The following is a 26,967-nucleotide window of genomic DNA, read 5'->3' on the forward strand; positions in this document are numbered from 1 at the left end:
ACGTCAAACGCCCTGTTATCATCGACCCTGCGATCGAACAGGCTTCTCTCAGCGGATTATTGAGTCCACAACACCAGAGTCCGTTTACCAACCTGCGCTGCGTTCGGATACCATCATGCCACCCGCCGCGGGAGCTTGTAGCACTAAAGAACTAGTCCAGGAATGTTCTTTTGGCTCTTTCTTGGTGATTGGACGTGCAAGGCTGTTGCGCGCGCGGGGGATTTGGTTTACCGGGGTGGGTGGCTAGTTCATACTACTGGCGTAATAGTTGTGTTGGACTAGTCCGCGTGCGGCGTAGCTGAATGGGTGTTTTCGCGTGTCCTTGATGGTGCCGGAGGAGGTGAGGCGGCTTTTTCAGGTATTGACCGGTGAGGACATGACGGATGCGGATGAGGATGCGTTGTTCGCGGTAGCGGGGCGGTTGGAGTCGGACGCGGCGACGGTGGAGAGTTTGGCACCGGTGGTGGGGAATGTGGTGGAGCGGGTGCGGGGTGGGTTTTCGGGCAAGGCGGCGGACCGGTTCGCGCAGCGGTTAGCGGCTTTCGGACCGGTTTTGGAGGCCGGTGCAGTGGGTGTGCGGCAGTTGGCGGAGTTCGTGCGGAATCTGGCGTTGCAGGTGCAGTATCTGAAGTTCGTCACGGTGGGGGGTTTGCTGCTGCTGGTGGCCGAGATCGCCTGGGCGGTGGCGATGGCCGGTCCTACTGGTGGGGCGAGTATGGCGTGGCTGGCGGCGCGGTTCGCGGTGATGCGGTTGCTGCTGACCCGGTGGTGGGGTCAGTTGTTCATGCGGCTGGCGATGAGCCAGGTGGTGGGTATCGGGTTGCAGGTGGTGATGGATGCCGGGGCCCAAGGGTTGCAGTTCGCGTTGGGGACGCGGAAGAAGTGGGATGCGGCGATGTCGGAGATGGCGGTGGGGGTCGGCTCCTTCAGCGGGTTGCTGGCGGTGCCGCTGTCGGCGTTGGGCAATGTGGTGGGTAATGCGATCAGCAAGGTGTTGGTGCGGGGGTTGGGTGACAAGATCGATGCTGAGGTGTTGGCGGCGGCGGCGCGGCAGGTGGCCGAGGAGCATGCGGAGCAGTACCCGGTGGCTTCGATGGCGAGATTCGCCGATGTGGTGTCGAAGAACCTGGAGGATTACACGGGTATGTCGGTGCGGGCGATGTGGGTGGCCCGGTTCGGTCACGGCTTGGGCGAGTCTTTGGAAGAGGGCTTGACCGAGATGCTGGGCGAGGCGGGGTATGGCGCGATCAGTGGTCAGGGGGCGCAGTGGAATCCGTTCTCGTTCACCGCCGGGGTGTCGGAGGCGATCGGTTCGGGTATCGGGAATCTGGCGGGCTTGGCGGTGCGGGGCGAGCTGATCCCGGCGGGCCGGGCCCGCGACACCGGGGAAAAGAACTCCACCGACACCGATACCGACACGGCCCGCGAGTTGCAGGCCGAGTCCGGGGTGCAGGCGGACGAGAAGTCTGATTTTGCGGAGACTATCGCCGAGAAACCTGGCTTCCCGACGCATATGTCCGATGTGGATTCCGAAGTGCCAGTTACCGGTACGGCGGCCGTCGCTGACTCGGAAAAGGCTTTCGTGGGGACGGGTATTCCGGTCACCTCGACTGTCCTGCCCACCGGTTCCGCCCCCGGGAAAACGCCGCCAGGCGATTCCTCCGGTACGACGGGAGCCGGAAACGGCGTCGTGGCCGAGGAGGATGCGACGGGCCTGTCTTCGTCCCCGGGCACGGGGCCAGACAGCGCCGCTCATCAGACCTCGGTACGAGATAGCGGGATTGACCCGCCCACTGGCGCAGCCCCGTCGTCTGGCAGACCGGGCCACGTGGACACCGGTGCGGTGGTGGGTGCGGACTCCAAGAACAGTGCGTCCGAGACACCCGAAGTGCTCCCGCCGGTGCCGCGATATCCGGGCGAGACAGGAGCTCCGGGTACGTTGCCCGGCCCCGGCAGACTGGGCACCCCGCCGCCGCTCTACAGCTCCCCTCCGAGGCAGGATCACGTCCACAGCGAGGCACCGGATACCGGCGAGCCAACCGGGATTTCCCGTGCCGCTACGCCCCCACCGCCCTACAGCCCGGCCGCCAACGCCCTCCACACCAGCCCAGAATCCTCTGCTGTGGAGAGTCCCAGCGATCCGATGGAACATCCGGAGCTATCCCCGCCGCCGGAGCCGGAGTCGGTTCCGGCCTCGGCGAACCAGGACGGCCCACCGGTCTCCGATGCCGGGACGACGACCGGGGGAACCCGCGCGGAGGCGCCGCCGGGTAGCGACCACACCATTCCCGAACAGTCCTTTGTGGACATCACGAGAGTCGATCGGGACGGTCCGCCAGTTTCTGACGGCAGGGTGACCACGGCAGGATCCCGCGTCGGCGCGCCCCCGGTGCACGCCCCCGCCGGTGCCGCCCACGCGAATACCGGCACGTTTACGGTGAGCCCGGGCGTTCCGGTGGAACACACGGCCCCGCTTGCGGGGTCGAGTGCGCCTGGCCCGGGTGGCCCGGTGGCCTCTGAAGGTGTAGCGCCGCTCCCTGCCGCTTCACCACCACTCGACGACCACCCCACCGGTCTGGAAAGCCGCCCCGACACCAGTCTGTCTAGTGTGGACAGACCGGGCACTACGGTGGACGATCCGCGGGCGATCGAGTCCAGCTCCCCGGTGAACATGCCCTTGACGGGTGCCCCTGATACTCCCGATGTGTTATCCGGCGGTGTGGCGCCGGAAACGACGCCTTCCGCGGCCGGGGCGGGAGTGGCCACCGAGGTCGGGGTGGCGTTGCCCGGCCAGGTGCCCGCGCGGGGCGATGGCACCGTCACCGGTGCGGCCGTGGGAACGGGTCCGGTCGCGGGAAATACCGACGCCGCCCGCGGTGGCACACCGGACTCGCGGGTCTCACCACAATCCCCAGCCACGACGTCCCCGGGCACGGTGTCCCCGGGTGGCCGGGTGCCGGGTGCGGGGCCGGTGGGGTTGCCCGCCGATGCGGTGCGCGTGCCGGTGCCTGCGCAGGCGGTCTCCAGTGGCGGGATCACCGAGTTCCTACGAGCCCGGGTCGACGATGCCGGTACCGGCCCGGTGGTGCTGGCCTTGGGAGACGATGCGGGCTCTGGTGTGGTGCTCTCGCCGAATCAGGCCGCGGACGTGGCGCGCAGCCTGGGACGTGACATCGTCGCGCTGGTACCGGGACGCGGCCGGCGTGGCCCCCGGTGGATGCGGTTCGACTCGGACGGGGCACGCCCCCGCCCGGTCGGCGCGCCGGGACCGGTCCTGGCACCGCAGCAGACCGGCCCAGGACACCAAGAACTCGGTGCCGCGACCGACTCCGCCACCACCGTCCCGACCAGCCCGGCAGCGCAAGCGCGCCGCGCCAACGACGCCGAGCCCCACACCGCCTCCAGCTCGGCGAGAACGTTCGGACAGGACACCGCGTGGGGTCGCCAATCGCTTGCCGAGATCAGTACCGAGGCTGCTGTCGCGGCGACTTCGGCGGCGAGGGACCAGCGGCGTGATGCGACGGGAGCCGGGCACGGGACACAGCAGGGGCCGCGCCCGGCTGGCGAGGGTGCGCTACCCGCTGCGCCGGTGAGCCTTTCGGTGCAGGGAACGGGAGAACACGCCCACTACACCGCCTGGACCCGCTCGCCCCACCATGCCGCCACCGCCCCACAGCACGCCCGGCCACTGCTGGTGCTCGGACACAACGACATGGTGGTCTCCGGAGACGCCCGCGCCAGAGCACACGCCACCGGGGCCGATGTACTGGCACGAGCCGACCTCGGTACCGGGCCGAGATGGCTGCTCTACCGGGCCGACGGAAACCGGCCCCGCCCGGTCGATCCGCCCGCCGAGCTGACCCGCCGCCCCAGGCCCGAACCACTGCTGTTCCAGGGCCCCCGCGATTCCGGCGAGCTCATCGAACGCGCCGCACGGTTGGCGCCCCACCTGCTTGACACCCAGATCGTCGGCGTCCACGTGACCGGCGACGGGCGCGCGGTGCTGGCAGACGGCAGCCTGCTCGAACCCGAAGGCTTCGCCGCACACGTCCAGCAAGACCGGCGTTTCGTGCCGGGACCGGACATCGCCCTGCTGGGATGCGCCGCCTACCAACGCCCCCGCCCGGACACACCGTCCTTCGCCGAACGGTTCACCCGCGCCCTGGGCGAGCGGGCCTGGGTCACCGACACCGAGGTATTCCAGACCACCGACGGCGCGGTACACGCCACCGAGACCGTCATCACCGGCGATGGCCGGATGCTGCCGATGTTCCCCGACGGCCAGGGAACCGGCCACTGGTCCCTGCTCGACCCCGACGGGCACGAGGTCCTCTCACGTCGCGGCCCGGAACTACGCGCCGCACTGACCGGCGCGACCCCACCGCGCTACACCGACCAAACCCGCCCCGAACCCGTGATCAAATGGTCAGACGACGAGGTTGCCGAGAGCAGGCAGCCACTCGATGAGCTGCTGAGTGAGTGGTGGGCCGCGCATGAGGATGGTGTGCCGTCTGCTGGGCGGCAGTTGTCCGATGAGGATGTGCACAGGTTGGCCGATGCGGCGGAATTGCGGTACCGCGAGGGCATGGGTGGACAGGGCACGCGCAGTGGAGAGCGGTTGCGGGGCAGGCTTGTCCACGTTCTTGAGCTGACCCGGGAACTGGGCGGACAACCCACCACAGCCGACGTGCGGGATATCCGCCTGATAGCCGACTGGATCCGGGACACCGGCCGGATGCCGGGGCCCACCGTGACCGCCGCCGACGTCGACAACGCGGTGCAGGAACTGACCGAAGCCACCAACACCAGCACGCACGAACTGCGCTACCTGGCCGATGTCCTGCGGCGTGCGGGACAGGAAGACCAGCAGCTACGGGCGACCGTGCCCGAGCTGCGCGCGCAATGGCGGCATGGAGCCACGCAGGCCGTGACGCTGCGGATGGGCGCCCGCACCGACAACGCCGTGGTCTACGCGGTCGGCACGGCCTCATTGCCGTGGTGGCGACGATTCCACGGCGGCGGGGTGGACCTCGGTCAACTTCGGCGGGAAATGGGAATCCCCGCAGACCGCGAACCGGTCATCGTCGTGGTGGAGGCCCGAAGACGCACGGCCGCAGGGGTTTTCGTGATCGGTGATGAGGTTCGCGGGACAACCTCCTATCTGGACACCCCACGGGAGCTGGGTGAGCGCGTGGCCGGCACCGCGCAATACCAGCGGATCGCTGCAAACAACCAGGACGGCCCGGTCGTCCTGGTGGTCACGGCCGGCAGCACCGCCTTCGGCGGACAATTCAGCCTCCACGAACTCACCCACGGATTCGCCGAGGGACTCAGTGCGGGCGGAGGCGGCAACCGGCAGGTCCTAGTCGCCGAGGGCAACATCTCATTCAATCCCCCCGGATTCAGAGTGGTCCCCACAGGACTACAACCCGGTAACCGTCAGAACGCCGGGCTGGTACTGCCCTCAGGCATACCCGTCAGCGTATTGACGCTGCGGCGGGATTCCGCGCGCGAGAACACGATCGCCTACCCCATCGATAACGCGAACAGGGATGCGTTCCAACAACAACCGACCAGCTCGGACTATTCGGCACAGGACATCGGCCCGGATCCGGCACAGGGGGGTGATGCGCCGATTTTCGTGCTGGCACAGGCCACAGCGCAGGGCGAATTCATCGTCACTGACCTGAACACGGGGGAAACACAGCACCTCAGCCCGCGCGGGTTCGCCCACCGGGCAGTCCAGGACGCACGCTCCCACGGAATCACTCGCCCGAACACCCAGCACGCATACATTGTCCGCACATACGACCGGGAACGTGAGCACGCGATGCCGGAAGGGGCTCGGCAACAGCTGGCCGACGCCTTCCGGGACGCAGGACATCGCGGGCCGATTCGCGTCACGGCATGGGACACCGAGAGACACCGTTTCATTCCCACTGACGTGGCGACGGCGGAGGAGGCGCAAGCGGAGGCGCTGCGGGCCGATGAGGCCGGCGAGCCCTACACCCCAGAAGCGTTGGGGCAACGGTTCGGACGATCCCGAGAATGGGGTCAGGCGCGGCTTGCCGAGTTCAGTGCCGAGGCCGCTGCACCGCGGTCCGGTCCGCAGCCGCAGCAGGAGGCGGAGCGGGAGGCGGCACGAGCGGAGGCGCGGCGAGCCCTCGACGCGGGCGTGCCCTACACCGCTGCTGCTTTGGGGCAGAGGTTCGGACGGAGCACAAGGTGGGCCAGGGTGCGGCTTGCCGAGATCAGAAACGAAAACGCCGCGCCCCACCCCGACCCGCGAGGACGGCAGACGCAGCGGGCGCGGGACGAGGCGCGAGCGGAAACGGAGCGGGCGCGGGAGGCGGCGCGAGCGGAAACGGAGAGAATGTCGGGGGAAGCGCGAGCGGAGGCGCGGCGGGCCCGGGACGCGGGCGAGCCCTACACCTCTATGGAGTTGGGACGGCGGTTCGGACGGTCCCGCGCGTGGGGTCTGAGGGTGCTTGCCGGGCTCAGGGATGAGGATGCTGCGACCGGACCCGGTCCGCGGCAACAGGCTCAGCTGCGGCCAGCTCGGCGACGTTTGCCGGAGACAGGGGAACGGGAGCAGGCGCGGGAGGCGGTGCGCCAGGCTGCGCTAGATGGCCGACCATACACGGCTGCGACTTTGGGGCAGAGGTTCGGACGCAGCAGAGCTTGGGCCGTGAGGCTGCTTGCCGAGGTCAGGAATGAGGGTGCTGCGACCGGACCCGGCTCGCGGCAACAGGCTCAGCTGCGGCCGGATCGTGAAGCGGGTGAGGCCGGGCCGCGGCGGGTAACGCGAGCGTCGGTGGGCGCCGATGCCCGTGTGGGACAGTCTGCCGCCGGTGGGATGCGGCCGGTGGGTGAGATGTTGCGGGGATGGTGGGCCGCGAGTGCCGATCCTGCGGCGGCTGCCGGGCGGGTGTTGTCCGATGAGGATGTGCGCAGGCTGGCTGATGCGGTGGACCTGCGTTACCGGGATGGCGTAGGTGAGCCGGGGTCGCGTAGTGCGGATCGGTTGCGGGGCAGGCTTGTTCATGCGCTCATGCTGACCGAGAGGGTGGGCGGGCGGCCTGTCGTCGAGGATGTGCGGGATGTCCGGCTGGTAGCCGACTGGATCCGCGATACCGGTGCGATGCGGGGGCCGGCCGTGTTTGCCGCGGATGTGCATCGTGTGGTGCAGGAGCTGACGGGTGGCACCACGGACGCTCGTCGGCAGGACGTGCAGTTCTTGGCCGATGTGGTGCGGCGGGTGCAACAGCGGTTGGAACAAGCGGGTGAGCAGCGGCCGGCGACGGTGGAGGAGGTGCGGGCGCAGTGGCGGCGGCAGGCCACCCGGATAGTGACCGTGGCGATGGGGGGTTCGGTCGAGAACACCGTGGTGTATCCGGTTGATGAGATCTCGGCGCGATGGTGGCGAAGTTTCCGCGGTGACGGGGTGGATCCGGGTCAGGTGCGGGGTGAGCTAGGCATCGCCGGTGACCGGGAGCCGGTCATGGTCGTGGTGGAGGCCAGGCGGCTGACCAGAACCGGGGACAGATCGTTCCTGATCGGTGATGAGGTTCGCGGTACGAGCGTGCAGCTGGAGACGCCGGGCGAGCTGGGTCAGCGGGTGGCCGACACCGAGCAGTACCAGCGGGTCGCCGGAAACAACCCAGACAGTCCGGTCGTGCTGATCGTTCTGGGCGGCACCGCCGGACTCCACCTGAGTCACGACATCCTCGCTCAACGATTCGCCGAGGGACTGACCACGAGCGGGGAAAGTGTCCGGCAGGTTCTTCTTGCGGAGGGCTATATCTCGCACGCTCCCGCCGGGCTCGGGCTGATCGCCGCGGGGTCTCGGCGCGGTTCCCGTCAGGGCGCGCCTGGGCTGGTGCTGTCCTCGGAAGCAGACGGCCACGCGCGACCGGACCATCCGCGCTCGACTCAGTCCCCCGACAGGGTGATCACATGGCCGTCCCGCTTGCGGCTGGCGATTCCGGTGGGGCCCAATGTGATCCACGCGGTGACCTTCCCGCGCAACCGCAATGAAGAGGCGGTATGGCGGCGGTGGGCGGAGTCGGGGCCTGACCTGGCCGGGCTGCTGGCCGAGCTGCGCGATGAATCACCGATCCTCGTGCTGGCGAACCAGCGCGGACGTTTCCGCCTCGCCGACCCCGAAACCTGGGCCCCACTGAGCACGGACCCTGAAGACTTCGGTGCGGCCGTAGCTGAAGCATTGGCGGAGGAAACGGCCTCGAATCCCAGTAGGGCGGTCGTCGTGTTCGCTGTGCAGCCGCTGTCTCTCGGGAATGGCTTGACCGAGGAGGAGCGCCGTGCGCTCGCGAGTGGAATAAGCCGCAATGGCCACGACGGGCCGATTTATGTTGCTGAGGTTGAAGAAAGCAATGACGGTGACGACTTCCGGTTTGAGATTCAGAATATCGCCCTGGCCGGGGGACATCCGCGAAACCCTGAACTACCGGTGCGGGAACTGAATTCCTCCGATCCGGGACGTCCTGTGCTGGCAGCTGGTGGCACCGAGGCGGATGCGGACTGGTGGAACCGGTGGTCGGCGAATGGCGTCCAGGTCGGCGACTCGGAACGGCTCGGGCTGGATTCGACGACGGTGGTGCTCGCGCGGTTGCGGGGCGGCGAGTTCGTCACACCGTCGGGCACCCTGTCCGCGTTCGAATTCGGCCGCCAGGTAGCCGGCAGCGTGCCCTACCAGACCTCGATCACTCAGCGTCCAGACGCTCCGGTGCTGCTGGCCACGGTGGGAGCCGAGACCGGGCTCAGCGAGGACGCCGCGCATGAATTCGCCCGAGGCGTGCGCGGCAACGACCCGGATCGCACGGTCCTGGTCACCGACCGGGACTTCCGGTTGCGACGCGAAAACGACCTGGCCATACTCCCCCTCGAAGCCGACCTCCTGCGGTTCGTGCCACCACCGAACTGGTCCCCAGTAGCCGAGCCGAGTCGGCCCGCCGACGACACCGCAGCGGTGCTGGTGTATCCCTCGCCCACAGGACCGGAGCCAACGCCTACTGTGGACAGAGACTGGTTTGCCTCGGAAACCGGCCACCGCAGGCCACTGGTCGTGATGGCCCGATCGGTGCGCGGACGTTTCCACGTGCTGGAACCCTCGACGGATCAGACAAGGGTCCTCGGCCCATCGGACTTCGGCACAAGCGTGGCCAGGAGTACGGAATTCCAGCAGGCCCTCACCGACGATCCGGCCCGCCCGGTCGTCGTGGTGTTCAACCAATGGCCCTCCGGCCTGACCGAACTAGACGCGCGCGTACTGGCCGAAGGGCTGCGCGGCGACGGCATCCAGCGGCCCGTTTTTCTCTCGCTGGGCCCGATCCACCACCACCAGACGGGACCACGGCCCTACGCACTGATCGAGGCGCCATCAACACAATCCGCGCTGAGCACCCACCCGGCCAGCGCTGCCGATGCGCAGCGGCCCCTGCTCATCTCCTCGCTAGCCAGGTATGACACACGCCTCACCCGCCTCCGCTCCGTCGGGGTTACCCGGCTGTTGTCGCAGCTGGGGTATCCCGGCACCCAGCAACCGATTGTCGTCCTCACCAGCAGACAGGGCGACTTTTTCATCGCCCCGGGCGGGACAGGGAACGTGCCCCCGGCACGAATGGGCGCTGTGCTGGCCGAAAACCCGGACTATCTTGAGGCGATTCGCGGCGACTGGCGCCGACCGGTCGTGATCGTCCCAGTCGGAGGACCGAACGACCCCGACGCGAGGACCCGGGACTTCACCGACTTCACAACGGAACTACTGGGTAACCCCGATGCCGACCGGCCCGTCTACATCGCGGAAAACAACATCCGGGCAGACCGGCTCGCCAGCCCGGAAGACGAGCGTCTCGTGGAGCCCGGCCTGCGACTGCTGACACCCGACCGAATGCGGCCTCCCCCGCCCCGGGACGACATGGTGTCTCACGCCCTGCGCGTCGGCGTCGACCAGGAATCGGCCGTCAACGCCGTGGCTTTCCCGCCAGGACAAGACCTCCCACCACAATGGACCGGATGGGGCTCGCTGGAGCGCACCTGGTACGGGCCCGCTCTTCGGCGCGCGATGAGCGAATTCGACCCGGACCCGCTGTTCGTCTTCGTACCCGTACGGGACGGACAAATAGTAGTCCGCAATGCAACCGGCGCACTTGACTCACCGGATCCTGTTGCGCTGGGCCTTCGCATGCAGCGGTCTTCGCAGTTCCAGCACGCCAGCGGCCACATCGACCGCACCGTGGTGATCGTGGCGGACTCCTTCGGTCCACGAATTCCCGACTGGTACGCCAGAGCACTCGCCGAAGGACTACGCCGAACCGGTGGCCCACCCCGACCCGTCTACGTCTACGACGGCTACCACCACGAGGCTTTCGACACCGACGCGGTGCTGAACCGCCTGCGGAACGTGACACCCGAACTGAGCTGGCAGCGGCCTGGAGATGTCCGTGACCCAGACGATCCGCTGGAAATCGTCCCGCGCTATCGGCGGGATTTGCCACCGAGCTACGACAGCGCCGGAGAAGTCGCCTCCGCAGTCACGGCGGTCGACAGACAACGCCAAGCAGCCCTGTCCAGCGCCGCCCGCGCAACCCAGCCCGCCGAGGCCACCGAGGCCGAGATCGCCGCCGTACACCTGCGTTGGAACGAGCAGTTCCACGAAGCCGAACGCACGCTGAGCACGCTCCCGGCCAACTGGGTGGCCGACCTACAGGCACGGGCTAGGACAATCCTCGGAAACGTGTGGCCACGCCCCAGACAGGGCGACACCCTCTCGGCGATGGCCATGCAGGGCTTGTGGGACCGGATGACCCAACGGGTCGCGTTCCGCTTGTACCACGACGGCCGGTCGGAAACCGGCGCGTGGGCAGACGCCGCAGCAATGGCCGCCACCGTTCCATCCCTGCCGGTCGTACTGGCCGTCCGGGGATCGGACGAGCCGGTCACCTACCCGGCATGGACCAGATCACCGGGATACGCGCAACACACGCCGGACCGGGATCGGTTGCTGGTGGTGCTGGGCAGCGATCACGCGGTCGTGCCCGGTGAATTGATCGCCGAGGTACGGCGCTCGGGTGACGATGTGCTGGCGCGGACCGACACCACAGAAGGTCCACAATGGATACTCTTCCGGGCCGACGGGAGCGAACCGCTGCCGGTGGAAACACCAGCGGAGCTAACCCGGTTGGCCAGCCCGGCACCGTTGATGGTCTTCGGACCTGACGACGATGCCGTGGCGGCCCAGGCCGAGGCGCTGGCCTCGGGCCTGCCCGGCGTACAGGTCGTGGGCATCCACATCACCCCGGCCGGGAATGCGCAATGGCCAGACGGACAAGCCGGACCGGAAGAATCCGCCGCGCGCGTATGGCGCGACAGACGATTCGTCGCCGGACTGCCGGTAGTGCTGTTCGGATGTGGCGCCGGACAACAACCGCGACCAGGCGAGACTTCCTTCGCACAACGATTCGCCGCAAGCATGCGCTCCTACGTGTGGACAACGAACGCCGGCGCCGTATGGCAGACCAGCGATGGCGCGGTCCACGCCACCGAGACAACGGTCACCGCCGACGGGCGGATGCAGCCGGTGTTCACCAACGGCCAGGGAACCGGCCAGTGGTCGCTACTGGGCCCCGACGGACAGGAACTGCTCTCGCATCGTGGCCCGGAACTGCGGGCCGCGCTGACCGGCTCAACCCCACCGCGCTACCCCGAACAAGCCCGTCCCGAGCCGGTGATCAGGTGGTCGGAAAACGAGGGTGCCGAGTCCGCCGAGTTCGGCGCTCGTGTCGGTGAGCTCGGTGACCCGACGGCGGAGGCGGAGCTGGCGCGGGCGGAGGCGGAGCGGGCGCGGGCGGAGGCGCGGCGGGCCCATGAGGCGGGCGAGCCCTACACCGCGGAGGCGTTGGCGGCGAGGTTCGGACGGCCCGCCACATGGGGTATTGCGCGGCTCGCCGAGATGAGGGAGCAACTGGCCCAGGAGCAGGAGGCGCGAACGGAGGCACGGCGGGCCCGCGCGGAGGGCGTGCCCTACACCGCAGAGGCGTTGCGGGCGAGGTTTTTACAGGACAGCGAATGGGCCGGGGGGCGGCTTGAGGAGAGCAGGCAGCCGCTCCGTGAGCTGCTGAGCGGGTGGTGGGCCGCGCGTGAGGATAGCGGGTCGTCCGCCGGGCGGAGGTTGTCCGATGACGACGTGCGCAGGCTGGCCGATGCGGTGGATCTGCGCTACCGCGATGGCGTGGATCGGCGGCCGGGAAGCCGTGGTGGGGAACGGCTGCGGGGCAGGCTTGTTCACGTTCTTGAGCTGACCGAGGAACTGGGCGGACAACCCACCGTCGCCGACGTGCGGGACATTCGCCTGATAGCCGACTGGATCCGGGACACCGGCCGGATGCCCGGACCCACGGTCACCGCCACGGACTTGCACAACGTCATGCAGGAACTGACCGAGTTCACCACGAACCCTCGCCCGCACGAACTGCGCTACCTGGCCGATGTCCTGCGGCAAGTGGAACAGGAAGGCCAGCAGCGACGGGCGACCGTGCCCGAACTACGCGCGCAATGGCGGCATGGAGCCACCCAGGCCGTGACACTGCGGATGGGCGCCCACACCGACAACACCGTCGCCTACCCCGCCAGCACGGCCTCATCACGGTGGTGGCGACAATTCCACGGCGGCCGAGTGGACCTCGACCAGCTCCGGCGGGAAATGAGAATCCCCGCAGACCGCGAACCGGTCATCGTCGTGGTCGAGGCCCGAAGACGCACGGCCGGTGCCGAAAAGTCGTTCCTGATCAGCGACGAGGTCCGCGGTTCGACCGCGCGCCTGGACACCCCACGGGAGCTGGGTCAGCGCGTGGCCGGAACCGCGCAATACCAGCGGATCGCCACAACCAACCCGCAGGGCCCGGTCGTCCTGGTGGTCACGGGCGGCAACGCCGCACTCGGCCCACACCTCAGCAGCGACAGACTCGCCCAGGGATTCGCCGACGGACTCAACGCCGGCGGGGACAGCAGCCGGCAGGTCCTGCTTGCCGAGGGCTACATCTCACACGATCCCGCCGGGCTCGGACTGGTCGGCATCGGGACACCGGCAACCACCCGGCAGCACGCCGGGCTGGTGCTGCCCTCGGGCGTGCAGCCCAGCGTACTGGCGCTGCGGCAGGGTTCCACGCGAGAGAACACCATCGCCTACCCCATTGACGCCACGGACAGGGATACGCTCCAGCGGAGGTACGGCCCGGATTCGGCTAGAACCGTTGGCAGCTCGTCGATCTTCGTGCTGGCACGGATCACAGATCTGGGCGGATTCGTCGTCGCCGATCGGAACACATGGCGAACGCAGCAAGTGAGCCCACGTGAGTTCGCTCGCCGGGCGATCGAGGATGCCCGCTCCCACGGGATCACGCACCCAGACGACCGCCGCGCACTCGTCGTCGACACATACGACAGGGGGCGAGGCGCGCTGCCGGAACGGGCCCGGCAGGAGCTGGCCGAGGGTTTCCGCGAGGCAGGACATCGTGGGCCGGTTCACGTGATGAAATGGGACGCTGGGAGAAACCGGCTCATCCGCACTGCCGTGGTTCCGTGGTCGCCGCGAGTGCGGCTTACGATACCGGCGGGCCCCCGCGCGATCGACGCGATCGCGTATCCGCACAACAGTGATGAGGAAGCCGCCTGGAGACGCTGGGCGGAATCGGTGCCTAGCCTGGACTGGCTGTCGGCACAGGTACGTGACGAATCACCGATCCTCGTGCTAGCGAGCCGGGAGCCTGCATCTTTCGCCTACACCGACCCCGAAACCCGGGATACCAGGCAGGTAAGCGAGGGCGAATTCGGTCGCATCGTGGCCGGAGAATTGGGCGAGTTAGCGGCCTCGAATCCCGGCAAGACCGTCGTCGTGCTTGCCATGCAGCGGGATTTCGGGGTTGCGATGGGCGAGCAGGCGCGCCAGAACCTCGCGCGAGGAGTACACCGATACGGCCACGACGGGCCGGTTTATGTTGCTACCGCTGTGGTACGCAATGACGCCGGCCGCCTCCGTCTTAGGATTCAGGATGTCGCTCTGGCCGGCGGACGTCCACGCGAGACCGAACTGCCGGTGCGCAGCCTCACTTCTCCCGCCAATCCGCGGGGGCATTTGCTGGCGGCCGGTGGGACCTCGGCGGATGTGGACTGGTGGCGCCGGTGGTCGTCGCGCGGTTTCTGGATGGAAGACCCCGCATCCGTGCTGGGGTCACTGAAACCGACGGTTGTACTCTCGCGGTTGTCGGGCGAAGAATTCGTCACACCATCGGGCACCCTGTCAGCCTTCGAATTCGGTCGCCAGCTAGCGCACAGCGCGCCGTACCGAACCGAGATCAATGCGCTACCAGACGCCCCGGTCCTGTTGGCGACCGTGGGCGCCGAGACCGGACTCAGCGAACACGCCGCGCATGCGTTCGCCCGCGGCGTGCGCAGCACCGACCCAGATCGCACGATCTTCGTCACCGACCAAGACTTCCGGCTGCGGAACAACGGGCACGACAGGCTTGTTCTCCCCATTAGCATGCTGTCGCCCCCGCGGTTGGTGCCGCTGCCGAACTGGTCCCCGGTCGCCGGGCCGGTCCGACCCGCAGACGACGACTTCGGTCCAGTGGTGACGTATTCGCCCAACGGAGGACAGCGGCCGCTGCGTGACCTGGACACCGGCTGGATCGCCTCGGAGGTCGGCCACAGCCGGCCATTTGTCGTGGTGGCATCGCCGCAGCGCGGACGCTTCCTGGTGCTCGATCCGCAGGCCGGGAGGAGTATGGCGATCGGGCCTTCGGACTTCGGCACGATCGTGACCAGAAACGCGGAGTTCCAGCAGTCCGTCAGCGACGACCCGGCCCGCCCGGTCGTGGTCGTGCTGGAAAATTGGCCGTCCGGATTGACCGAGCAGGACGCGCGATCGCTGGCCGCGGGCTTGCGCAGCGACGGGATTCGACGCCCCGTCTTTCTTTCGATGGGTGAGTTCACCAACGGGCGGTCGCACGCCCTGATCGAGGCACCATCGGCGCAGTCGGCATCGCTCACCCACCCCGCCAGTGCCCTCCAGGCGCAGCGGCCGACGCTTATCTCTTCTTTGCACGAGAGCGACGCCAGGGTCCGTGCACAACTTCGTTCCTACGGGCTTTCCCGGCTGCTGACCGAATTGGGGTACCGCAGCCCCCACCAGCCGATCGTCCTGCTCGTAGGTAGGAAGTACTTTCAGTCCATCAACCCAGACGAAGACGAAGTCAATACCACGTTGGCCGCCGAGCTGCGGCGAAATCCGGACTACCTGGAGACGACCCGCGGCGACTGGCGGCGACCGATCGTGATCCTCCCGGTAGGAGGGCCAGACGCCCCCAACGCCAGCACGCGGGACCTCGCCGGCTTTACCTCCGAACTGCTGGGCGCCCCGAATGCTGACCGACCCGTCTACATCGCGGAACATAACGTCCGGGCAAACAGGCTCGCGGTCGCCATTCGGGCAGGCAGTGGTGCCGTGGGGCCCGGCCTGCGACTGCTGACGCAAGGCCAAACGGGGCCTCCCGCACGGCAGGTGGATTTCGAGTCCCACGCCTTGCGTGTCGGCGTCAGCCAACGATCGGCCTTCAACGCCGTGGCTTTCCCCGCGGGAAACGGCACCATGCAGCGCTGGCGAGAATGGGGCTCATTGGATTACGCCGGGTATGGGCCGATGCTGCGGCGCGCGATAGAGGAATTGGATCCGGACCCGCTGTTCGTTCTTGTGCAAGTGCGCGACGAACAAATAGTGGTGCGCAGAACCGAAGGAGGCTTGCAGCATGCGTCACCGGATCCTCTTGGAGTGGGCGTACTCATCCAGCGTTCCGCACAGTTCCTGCGCTCCGATGCTAAGCACGAGTCGCGAACGGTGGTGATCGTGCCTGACTCGGTGGGTACTTCGTCACTTCCGGATTGGTACGCCAGAGCACTAGTCGAAGGTCTGCGCCGAGTCGGTGGGCCACCGCGGCCCGTGTACGTCTACGACGGCTTCTACCACGAGGCCGACGATACCGATATGGTGCTGGACCGGCTGCGCAGCGTGACACCCGAGCTGCACTGGCGGCAGGCTGACCAGGCCCGCGACCCGGACGCGTCCCGGGAGATCCTGCCGCGCTACCAGCGCGATTCACCGCCGAGTTACGACAGCGCCGGAGAAGCCGCGTCCGCGGTAGCGGCGGTCGACCGGCAACGCGAGGCAGCCCTGTCCGGTGCCACCCGCCCAGCCCAGCCCGCTGAGGTCACGGAAACCGACATCGCGACCCTGCACCGGCGGTGGAGCGAGGAGTTCCGGGAAGCCGAACGCGCATTGAGCGCACTTTCCGCCGACTGGGTGGCCGACCTGCAGGCGCGAGCCAGGACGATCCTCGAAAGTTTGTGGCCACGTCCCAGGCAGGGCGACACCCACTCGGCAATGGCTATGCAGGACCTATGGGACCGAATGGCCCAACGGATCGCCTTCCGGCTCTCCGGCGACGAGTTGGAGACGGGCGCGTGGGCGCAAGCCGCCGCGATGGCTGCCAGCGTTGTGTCCCTGCCCGCCGTGCGCAGGGTGCCGTCCTCGGACGATTCGGCGCAGTCCTCGGACGAGTCCGCGGAATCCTCGGGACAAGGGGCCTCGCGTGCCGGCACGGCGGAGCTGGTTTCCGGCGGCGCCGGGGATTTGCCGGGGCCGGGTGTGCAACAGGCATCCGGGCCGTCGGAGGGGCCGCTGCCCACCGGTTCCGGACTACCGCGCGAAGTCGCCTCCGGCCCGTCCACTGCCGCCGGTTCCGCATCGGACGCCGTTGGTTCCGCATCGGACGCCGTTGGTTCCGCATCGGACGCCGTTGGTTCCGCATCGGACGCCGTCGGTTCCGCATTGGACATGGTCGCTGAGTTCGCCGAGCTAACCGGGCGGATGCAGCGGCATCTGGCGACGTTGCCGCCGGATTTCCGTCCGGAAGTGCGTCAGGTGGTCGACCGCACGAGGCGGCAGGTGGCGGCGCGGCAGAACTGGACTCCGGCCCAGTTGGAGAACGTCCGCAGCGGCTTGCCGCAGTCGCGGCAGGTGGAGCAGTCGGTGCGGAGCATTCGGCGCCGCATGGTGCGGCAAGCCTATGACCGGGCGCGGGAGTCGATGGCCCTGGGACGTGATCCCGTCATGTTCTTCCCCGGAGGCGTGCCGGGGGGTGTGAGTTCCCGGGCCGACGTGCGTTTCGGATTGGAGGTCGAATTCAGGCTTCCTGACAGGGAATTCTTCGACGGACGGCTGGAAAGTCTGGGCACGCGGCTGCGCGACCAGGGGCTGGTGGACTGGCTAGACGCGGTATCGAGCCTGCTCACCCCGGATGAGGCCAACGCCGCGGTAACCGGCGGGAAGTGGGCCTTGGTCGGGACGGCGGCCGATAACCAGGTGGCGGTGGTATCGCCGGTCCTGCGTGCCGGTGCCTGGACCGATGTGGCCCGGGTGTTGGAGGCGGCACGCGGGTTTGGCGGTGATGCACGGGAGTCCGCAGGGCGCGTGAATGTCAGTCTCGACTGGCCGTTGACGCCCGAGCACTACGTGCGTCTGGCGCAGTTGGTCAAGGCATTCGAGGCGCTGCTGTACCGGTTGGGCAACGTCGAGGGCAGCGGGGCCCACCGTAACCTCAAGGGGGTAGGACCTATGCCGCTTCCGGTGGCCCTCGGCACCTTGGGTCAGGGCGAGAAAACGCAGCATCCATACGACCCGGTGGCTTTCCTGAACTCGAACAAGCGCGACACGGTGAGGTTCCATCTTGACGAGCGGGATGGGCACGGCCGCACGGAGTTCCGGTTGTGGGCGGGGAGCCTGAAACCCGCGATGTGGCAGGCGCGTGCCGAGTTGAGCGCGGCTATGGAGCTGGCTGTCACCGATCCCACGATTTACCGGGCGCTGGAGCAGCGAATGATCGAGCCGGATCTGCTGGGCCGTGCGGATCCTGGACTGGGCGAGGACGCCAGACTGGAGCAGCTGCTGGATTTCCTAACGCTGTTGCCGCTGGGCCCGGCCGCGCAGACGCAGCTGGTGCAGCTTTTCGCCGCGACCCGGCCGTGGCAGGACACGGGCGACAACGATCCCGAATACAGCGCGCAAACGGTCGGCCTGCCCGACGACTCGATGCTGCTGCCCACCCCCGGGACCTCGAAGGCCAGCGCGGTCGCGGCCGCCTACTCCTACCAGCTCTACGAAAACGCGAACCTGATCCTGGCCAGTGCGACTCCGGATCACCAGGCGATCCAGCTCTGGGACGGCCGCACTCTCGGGCTCGACGGGTTCGCCCGGATGCTCGTTGAACGCCGCGTCGGGCTCTCCGGGGACAAATGGACAGTGCTGGCGATCCATGGCGGCGTTCCTCCGGAGCTTCCGGGCAAGGTGCTCGAATCTGGCCGCAGCCGGGTGCTGGTGCCGAGCGGGGATCTGCACCGGACCGGGGACGGGCGTTTGATGACCGGCCGCAGCTTCGTCGATGGCAATGGTGTCGTCACCTTCCAGCCCGGCACCGGGGGATGGATCGAGTTCCGGCATGGGTCCACCCACGGGCGACCCACCGGCAAGGCAGACCTGGGCGAGGCGTTGACCGAAGCCGCCGACATACACTGGCCCGACGCGGGACACCAGAGTCGGCCAGTGCCCAGGTCGTGATGGGTGAGGCGATCCCCGAACTGGGACTGGTCGCGAGGGAAGGAGAGCAGGGTGTCCGCTGATGAGTACTCGGTCCAGATGCACGAGGTGCTGCTCAGCCTGGCCGGCCGGGTGCCCGATGAGTTCGTCGCGCTGGCCCGGCAAGAGCTCGCCGACGGTGCGATAACCCAGGTTGCCGAGGCGGTGTGCCAGGAACTGGCGCGGCAGGCAGTGACACTGGGCATCCGGCAGGCGGATTTGCTGAGCCGGCTCGTGGACCACTCCGCCGCCGAGACGTTCGGCCGTATTCGGATCCGCGACGAGCAGTCGGTGCTGGCGTGGCGGTTCACCGGCGAGGCACCCAGCCCGACCGTCGAGCCCCGCCCTTCCGTCGAAGCCCGTCCTTTCGAGCACAGTGCCGCAGTGGATGCGTTGATCGCGGTGCTGTCCGATACCACCGGCGCTCGCGGGTTGTGGCGCGCGTGGCGCATCCCGATTCGCGGTCAGGGGCCGCCGTTGCCGGTCTACGTGGTGGAGGCCGACACCGCCGATCCCGCTGGGCTTACCGGCCGGCTGCAACGGGCGCTTACCACAGTGGATTCCGATGTGCCGCGGGTCGAAGTCGTCGCACCCGGTGCCGAGGTGCCGATGTATCAACGGGCGGCGCGTTCGTACGGGCCGCTGGTGTGGACGGCGACCGAACCTGCCCAGGTGCGGCTGGCACGCGCCTTCGACGGGGTCGATGACGCTGGAGAGCCGTTTTTCACCGAGGACCACCCGCGCCTGCTCGATGCGGCGGAGCGGGAACGGGTGCTGGACTATCTTCGAGCCGCCACAGTCGTCCTGCACACCGACGCGACAATGGAGGATGTCGTCGATCCCGCGCGAGGGGCCGTGGTGCCCACGGCCTTCCGTTCCGACGGAAGCTGGATCTGGCCGGACATCGTCAGCTACTTCCTGGATGAGCACGGGCTGGCACCCGACGAGCGGCTGCTGGCACATGTCCGCAATGCCGACGGGCCACCAGCGCCACTGGACGCGGTCACCACGCACCACGTGCTGGAACATCTGTTCAACGCGCAGGACTGAACAGTCAAAAGCTGATCCGGTCGAGGGCTACGCCGCGAGCAGCGCTCCGGGCCTGAAGGCGGCGCGATCAATCTCTACAGTGGGCGACAGCCTCGGCGTCATCGGGGCCACGTGCGGTCCGCTGCGCGACCTCCGCAACGAAAGGCGGCCGGCCATGGGATTGATCAAGGCTGTCGGCCTGGTGCTGCACCCGGCGCGACACCATCCCGACGTGATCGAGACGATCCTGGGCTGGGCGCGCCGAAGAGGCATCGAGGTGCTCGGCACGCCAGCGGAAATCGCCGCATACGACCGGCCGATCACGGCCCTTCAGCCCACGCAGCTGGCCCGGCGAGCCAACCTGCTGGTCAGCCTCGGCGGCGACGGCACGATGCTGCGAGCGCTCCGGCTCGCCTACCCGCACCAGACCCCGGTGCTCGGCGTGAACCTCGGGCGGTTGGGCTTCCTTGCCGAGATCGACATCCCCGATCTGGATGAGTCGCTGTGCGCCATCGACGACGATCGTTTCACCGTCGAGACGCGTTCCGGGCTGCGCATCACCACCGCGGACCGCTCGGTGATCGCGTTCAACGACATCGCGCTGTTGCGGGTGCCCGGACAGGGCATGGCCAGGGTCGAAGTACAGGTCGAAGGGCACCCCTTCGTCAGCTACACCGCGGATGCCGTCGTCGTCGCTACCCCCACCGGTTCCACCGCCTACAGCTTCTCCGCGGGCGGGCCGATCGTCTCGCCGAAGGTGGAGGGGCTCCTGGTCACCCCGGTGGCGCCGCACTCGGCGTTCAACCGAGCCCTCTTCCTGTCCCACGGGGAGAAGCTCGCGCTACGGATCCTGCCCGCGAGCAGCGAGCTGGGCGTGGAGGTCGACGGCCAACTCGTCGCGCACCGATCGGCGGGGACGGTCGTCGACATGACGGTCGAACCGGCCGCCGCCCGGGTCGTGCGGCTCGGCCGCACCACCTTCTACCAGCGCACCCAACGCAAGCTCCGGCTCACCGGATCGCCCGAGTCCACCTGAGCGAGCAGCGGGCCAGGACAGGACAATCCGAGCATGGCGCACTTCGCGTCGTTGACCTCGTCGTGTGCGGGACTGTCGCCGTCAACCGCCAGGGGGTGATCACGCTCGGTTCCCCAGCTTTGCCTAATAATTGGGAACATTCCAACCCACTGCGAATCCCCTGAATCGTAACCTGCCGACCAGCCACAGGCACCTAGGGCAACTACGGTGGAGCCGAGCGCCGGAGGGGGAGCAATGGTGAGCGACGAACCCCTGATTTCCAACGGTCTGTCCACAATGGGCTTCGCGCTGCCCGGCGCGCTCGCGGTGGCGCTGGCCAAACCGGACGTCAAGGTCCTGGCCGCGGTCGGCGACGGCTCGTTTCTCATGCACTCCCAGGAGATCGAAACCGCCGTCCGCGAAGGAATTCCGCTCACCGTGCTGATCTGGGAGGACAACGGCTACGGGCTCATCGAGTGGAAAATGGACCTCGAAGTCGGCGAGCACGCCGCCACCGCCTTCACCAACCCGGACATCGTCGGCTACGCGGAAAGCTTCGGCGCCAAAGGGATACCGGATCTCCCGCGCCGCAGACCTGCTGCCCACGCTGCGTACCGCGCTGGACGATCCGGGCGTCTCGGTCATCGCCTGCCCGGTTGACTACAGCGAAAACCTCAGGCTGACCCAACGCCTCGGCGACCTAGACGCCACCCTCTGACGTCGATTTCCCTGGAAATCGTCCTACCAGCCACCACGCCCACCTCGCTCATCCCGACAAATCGGCACGAAAGGCGAAATAACAACCGGCAAAATGACATGTTCCGGTGGCGACCGACCCCAACACGTGCCCCGGAACCAGGTGGGTGGATGATCGGTTCCGGCACCGTTGGCGAAACCCACTTGCAATGGCTACCCGCAACCAACCTCCGCGCAGCCCGACCTCGCCGCCGTGGAAATCGGAGCAGCAGCCGGTGCCGACCACTCGCACGGCCTGCAAATAACGAGAGGATCACTTTGTAGAGCAAGGAGTTTCACGCATGCCGGACCCCGACCATTGGCGAAGTCGAAACGTGCATTGGCACGCCTACGTCGAAATCTACGAGAGCAGCGCCGGCGACTACTCCACCCGAGCACAACGGCTAGCGGGAAAACCCGACATTGTGCTATTCGCACCCGAGGACGCGGCCAATTGGATAGCCACCATGATCCGCAGACACATCCACCGCCGCGCTATCCGCTTGATCGGCTCTGATGGACGCGTCGGTCATATCGGCGACGAGCAGCACATCGAGCAGGCCCTCATCAGCAATCTGGACGACTTGTGCCACGGAAACAGCGTCTACCAGGACATTCCCCGGCAGACCGACCGCCTGCACCTGTGGCTCGAAGCGGTCACGCCCGAGCAATGCCCAGAAGCCAAGCACCACAGGGAGAATCCGTGACCCCTTGGGCACGCCGATCGATGTGGTCGCGAAGCCGCGGGACTCAACTCTGGGGGCTGCGCGTCGGGCTCTGGGGGCTGCGCGTCGGCCGAGCTCCCCCGCGACTGTCATCAACCCAAGCCAGGCAGAACGAAGACCACCCACAACGCGGCCGGGACGGCGGCGACGATAGCTGCGCCGTAGCGGAGGAGTTGGCGGAAGAACTGGTCGCGGTCGACGCCTTTCGCGTTGGCGAGCACGATGGCGCCGTTGGTGGAGAACGGGCTGACATCGACCACCGTGGCGGCGACGGCAAGGGCGGTGATCATGCCGACCGCGCCGATGCTGCCCTCCAGCAGGAAGGGCACGGCGAGCGGGATGAGAGCGCCCATGAGGCCCACCGAGGATGCGAAGGCCGACACGACCGCGCCGATGTAGCACAGCAGGAGCGCGGCGAGCAGCGGGACGCCGATGCCCGCCACGGAGTGCCCGACGTAATCGATCGTGCCCATCTTCTCCAGCACCGCGACATAGGTGAGCACCCCGCAGATCAGCAGCACGGTGGGCCAAGCGACTTCGCCGGGCGCCTGCTTGCACACCTTGGGCGAGATCACGCTCAACACCACCGCGATGGTCATCGCGACGAGCCCGACGTCGAGGCCCAAGCCCAGCGTGGTGACCACGAGGACCACCAGGCCGACCAGGGTGAGCATCCGATCCCGGTTCAGCCGGAGGTTTTCGACCGGCTCGGGGTCCTCGGTTGCTCCGCCGGAGCCGGCGCCCACCGCGACGGGCTGGTTCGCCTGGACCGCGCGCTTGAGGCGCAGACCGCCGAGCACCACGAACACGATCCCCGCGATCACCGCGTTGACCACGAGACTGCCCAGAAACAGCGCAATCGGGCTGCCCGGCAGACCGCTCCTGGCCACCACTCCGTTGACGATGCTCCCGTAGATGCTGATCGGGGAGAAGCCCCCGGCCTGCGTCCCGTGCACGACCATCGCGCCCATGAGCAGCGGGTTGATCCGGTACTGCGCGGCGAGGTTCAGCGCGATCGGCGCGACGATGGCGACGGCGGCCGGGCTGACGGCGCCGATGGCGGTGAGCACCGCGCCGATGCCGAACATGACCCACGGAATGAGCGCGATCCGCCCGCCGACCAGCCGGACGGCCTGCCGGACCAGCCAGTCGGTGGTGCCGTTGGCGCGAGCTATGGCGAACAGGTAGGTGACGCCGACCAGTACGACGAACAGGTCGCCGGGGAAGCCGGCGAAGATGTCGTCCTCGGACAGTCCGCCGACCAGGGTGGCGACGAAGAATGCCGCGGCGAACGCCAGGACCCCCATGTTGACCGACAGCGTCGTGGCGATGACGAACGCGGCGGCCAGCACCAAGATCGATATCAACTCGGGCGGCACCATTGCCTCCTTGCCTGTGCGGGTCCGCCGGCACCTCGGAATGTGGTGCGCGGCACAGTGGCTGATTGGCTAGGCCACTTTCGGGGATAAATGGGACAAAGTCAATACCCAGGTGGACAACTGGATGAGCCACTTGTCCCACTCGCTCCCGGTTCCGCGATGGTCATCGTCCAATCGTTCGAGAGCGGCGAGACCCGAGTGCCGGTGTCCGCAAGCACGGCAACTCCTGGTACGTGTTGTTCATGAGCGCTCCAGTGCTGATGCTGGGCATCGACGTCGGGACGACGGCCGTCAAGGTCGCCGCCTTCACCCTGGACGGCAATCCGGTCGCCGCGCACACGACGGGGCACCCGATCGACCGGCCGCGGCCCGGTTGGGCCGAGCAGGACCCGCTGGACTGGTGGCGTGGTTGCGAAACCGGCATCCGCAGCGTCCTCACCGGACTACCGGCGAGCGCGGTGAAGTCCGTCGGGGTGGTCAGCCAGGTGAACACCCACGTCTTCGTCGACGAGCGACTGCGACCGCTGGCCCCGGCGATCATCTGGCAGGACCAGCGCTGCGCCGAGATCGCCCGAGAACTCGACGCGCGGTTCACCCCGCAGCACAAGACCCGGATCTGGGGCGGGCCGATCGTGCTCGACGCCTCGTTCGTCGGGGCGCGCGCGGAGTGGTTCGCCCGCTCCGAACCGGCGAAGTGGGCCCGCACGCGGTGGGTGCTGAGCCCGAAGGACTTCGTGGTCGCGAAGCTCACCGGCCGGCTGGCCACGGATCGGCTCTCCGGGGTGCGCGTCGCCGGATCGGCCGGCTACCTCCCGGAAGCCGTGAACCTGGTCGACGGGCTCCCCGGGAAACTGCCGGAAATCCTCGATCCCGAGACACCGGCGGGGCCTGCCACGCATCCCGCCCTCGGCTCCGCCGCGGTCGCGGTCGGCACGATGGACGCGTTCGGCGCGGTTTTCGGCACTCGAACGACCGAGACCGGTCGCGGCATGGTGTCGTGCGGAACGTCGCTCGTGGTCGCCGGAGCGTCGCGCGAGTCGATTCCGGTCGGGGAAGTAGTCACGTTCCCGCCGCGCAACGGGCTCTTCGTGCACGCGGGGCCGACGCAGGCCGCGGGCGACGCGCTGCGCTGGTGGGGGCAGGTGTCGGGGATGACCATCGAGGAAGCACTCGCCTCGGCCGCGACCGGGTCGCCTGGAGTGGTCTTCACACCGCACCTGATGGGCGAGCGGGCCCCGCTGTGGGACTCCGACGTGCGGGGCAGCTTCTTCGGGCTCAGCTCGGCAACCTCGACCGCCGACATGTCCCTCGCGGTCCTGCAAGGCGTGGCCATGTCCGGCCGGCACGTGCTGGGCGCGGTGGAGCGGGCGTGCGGGTTCTCGCTGCCCTCCCTGGCCTTTTCCGGTGGTGGGGCGCGAAGCGACTTGTGGACGCAGATCCACGCGGACGTGTTGCAGCGGCCCATGGAGCGGTTGCGCGTGCACGACAGTGCCGCGCTTGGCGCGGCACTGCTGGGCGCTGTCGGGGCCGGCGTCTATCCCGATGTCGAGACCGCAGCGGCGACGGCCGTCGCGGTGAACCGCGTCTTCACCCCCTCTCTCGATGCGGACCGCCTGACGCCGCTCTACGAGGCATATCGCAGCTCCCACACCGCGCTGCACGACCTCCACCGTCGACTCGCGGATTGGCGAGCGCGGAACACTCCTTCGCAGGCTTGAAAAACAGGACCTGTCACGACTAGGCGGGCCGCGCTTCCTCGCGTGCATTGTGGCGGGGGTCGCGGGTGAGCACACACCGCCACCAGCCCGACCGCTCCGGCGGGCCGTTTATCCACAATGGTCGCATCGAGCTAACGTTCGGTCGCCCGCGTTCGCCAGCGGCAGTGCCCCGACACATCCGTCGCCCAGAGTAGAGCCAGCATGACGTACCCCGCTTCGTGCTCCCCTACACCTGATCCTTGTTCGCGGCTGCAAACCCGGACGCCCGGTACGTTTGATGATCAGCGCTGCGGGCCAACCACCGAGCGTGGACGATTCCGGCGTCTCCGGCCGGGGAGCCGCGGGGTCGGTTCCCCGCGGCTTGGGCATCGCCGCCGCCGTGGGGTGGCGGCTCCTGGTGCTGGTCGCCGTGCTCTGGGTGTTGTGGCAGGGCTTCAACCTGCTCTACGGCGAAGTGATGTCGGTGGCGGTGGCGGCGCTGTTGGCGGCGCTGATGTCGCCTGCGGTGAATTGGCTGGTCCGCAAGGGACTGCACCGCACCCTCGCGACCGTCCTGGTACTCGTCGGCGGGCTGGCCGCGCTCGGTGCCGTGCTGGCCGTGGTGATCAATACGCTGGTGGCGGGGCTGGTCGGGCTGAGCGAGCAATTGGTGGCCAGCTTCGAACAAATCCACAACTGGCTGATCCGGGGCCCGCTGAGCCTCAGCCAGCAGCAGCTCAACCAGGTCTTCCAGCAACTGTCGGAAACACTTCGGATCGACCGGGGCGGTCTGCCGACAACCGCGCTGGCGACCACCGGAACCCTGCTGCGGTTCCTCGGCGGCGTGCTGCTCGGCCTGTTCACGTTGTTCTTCTTTCTCCGCGACGGTGCCAAGATCTGGTCCTTCATCGTGCGGGTCACGATGCCGGCGTCGGTTCGATTCCGGGTGCACGCCGCGGGTCAGCACGGGTTCAGCACGCTGGTCGCCTATGTTCGCGCGACCGCGGCGGTGGCGTTTCTCGATGCCGCCGGGATCGGCATCGGGGCAACCGTGCTGGGCGTGCCGCTGCCCTTCGTGCTCGCGGTGCTGATCTTCCTCGGCGCTTTCGTGCCCTACGTCGGCGCGGTCGTCACCGGCGGCCTGGCGGTGCTGGTCGCGTTGGCCGCCAACGGCGTGGTCACCGCGCTGATCCTGATGCTCATCGTCATTTGCGTGATGCAACTGGAAGGGCACGTGCTGCAGCCGATGCTGCTCGGACGCGCCGTGCGACTGCACCCGCTGGCGGTCGTGCTCAGCGTGACCGCCGGTTTCACTCTCGCCGGGGTCGGCGGCGCGGTGCTGGCGGTGCCGTTGGTCGCGACGGTGAACACCTTCATCCGGGCCCTGCACGCGGAGTCACACGCCGTCCCGGAACACGGCAGCAACGGCCACAAACAGCAGTAAAGGCGCAAGCATGACAGCCAAGCAGAACGGGTATTTCCAAGCCACGCGCGATGCCGCTGCGTGCACGCGGGAGCTGGTGCCCCAAGCCACGCGCGAAACCGGAACGCCGCCGCCCATGTTTTGCTTGGCCTGGCGGCGATTTCGCGCGAAATCGCCGCGTTTCGTTCAAGAATCCTGAAAATCGTTGCCGTTCATGCTCGACGTCGTTTGCGGTGCCTTCCGAATGAGCACTCTGGT

Annotated in this window: 8 protein-coding genes; 7 read left to right on the forward strand and 1 reads right to left on the reverse strand. The window is 68.0% G+C overall.

What is annotated here, in order from left to right:
- Positions 1 to 325: 325 nt before the first annotated feature.
- The 5 genes from BJ970_RS00560 (at position 326) to BJ970_RS00580 (ending at position 22,192) form a co-directional block, all read left to right on the forward strand.
- On the forward strand, positions 326 to 18,688 hold the full coding sequence (locus BJ970_RS00560) for a DUF8616 domain-containing protein (RefSeq protein ID WP_446689097.1): 18,363 nt from the start codon (positions 326 to 328) through the stop codon (positions 18,686 to 18,688).
- A 51-nt stretch (positions 18,689 to 18,739) separates the two neighbouring features.
- Positions 18,740 to 19,756, forward strand: a complete 1,017-nt coding sequence (locus BJ970_RS00565) for a hypothetical protein (RefSeq protein ID WP_184722135.1) — start codon at positions 18,740 to 18,742, stop codon at positions 19,754 to 19,756.
- Between the two features lie 154 nt (positions 19,757 to 19,910).
- Entirely contained in the window at positions 19,911 to 20,771 is an 861-nt protein-coding gene (locus BJ970_RS00570) for an NAD(+)/NADH kinase (RefSeq protein WP_221466995.1), read from the forward strand.
- Between the two features lie 237 nt (positions 20,772 to 21,008).
- On the forward strand, positions 21,009 to 21,410 hold the full coding sequence (locus BJ970_RS00575; protein ID WP_221466996.1) for a thiamine pyrophosphate-dependent enzyme: 402 nt from the start codon (positions 21,009 to 21,011) through the stop codon (positions 21,408 to 21,410).
- Between the two features lie 377 nt (positions 21,411 to 21,787).
- Positions 21,788 to 22,192: a hypothetical protein gene (locus BJ970_RS00580; RefSeq protein ID WP_184722137.1), complete on the forward strand. Its 405-nt coding sequence runs from the start codon at positions 21,788 to 21,790 to the stop codon at positions 22,190 to 22,192.
- A 110-nt stretch (positions 22,193 to 22,302) separates the two neighbouring features.
- Here the strand turns inward: BJ970_RS00580 and BJ970_RS00585 are convergent, their stop codons facing one another.
- On the reverse strand, positions 22,303 to 23,589 hold the full coding sequence (locus BJ970_RS00585) for an SLC13 family permease (RefSeq protein ID WP_184722140.1): 1,287 nt from the start codon (positions 23,587 to 23,589) through the stop codon (positions 22,303 to 22,305).
- A 242-nt stretch (positions 23,590 to 23,831) separates the two neighbouring features.
- On the opposite strand from BJ970_RS00585, the gene BJ970_RS00590 reads away from it, so the two are divergent.
- Entirely contained in the window at positions 23,832 to 25,307 is a 1,476-nt protein-coding gene (locus BJ970_RS00590; protein ID WP_184722143.1) for a xylulokinase, read from the forward strand.
- 277 nt (positions 25,308 to 25,584) lie between these two features.
- The gene (locus tag BJ970_RS00595) at positions 25,585 to 26,730 is read left to right on the forward strand and encodes an AI-2E family transporter (RefSeq protein WP_184722146.1); all 1,146 of its coding nucleotides are present in this window, start codon (positions 25,585 to 25,587) and stop codon (positions 26,728 to 26,730) included.
- Positions 26,731 to 26,967 lie beyond the last annotated feature (237 nt).

It is taken from the genome of Saccharopolyspora phatthalungensis, assembly GCF_014203395.1.
In the GTDB taxonomy this organism is placed as follows: Bacteria; Actinomycetota; Actinomycetes; order Mycobacteriales; family Pseudonocardiaceae; genus Saccharopolyspora; species Saccharopolyspora phatthalungensis.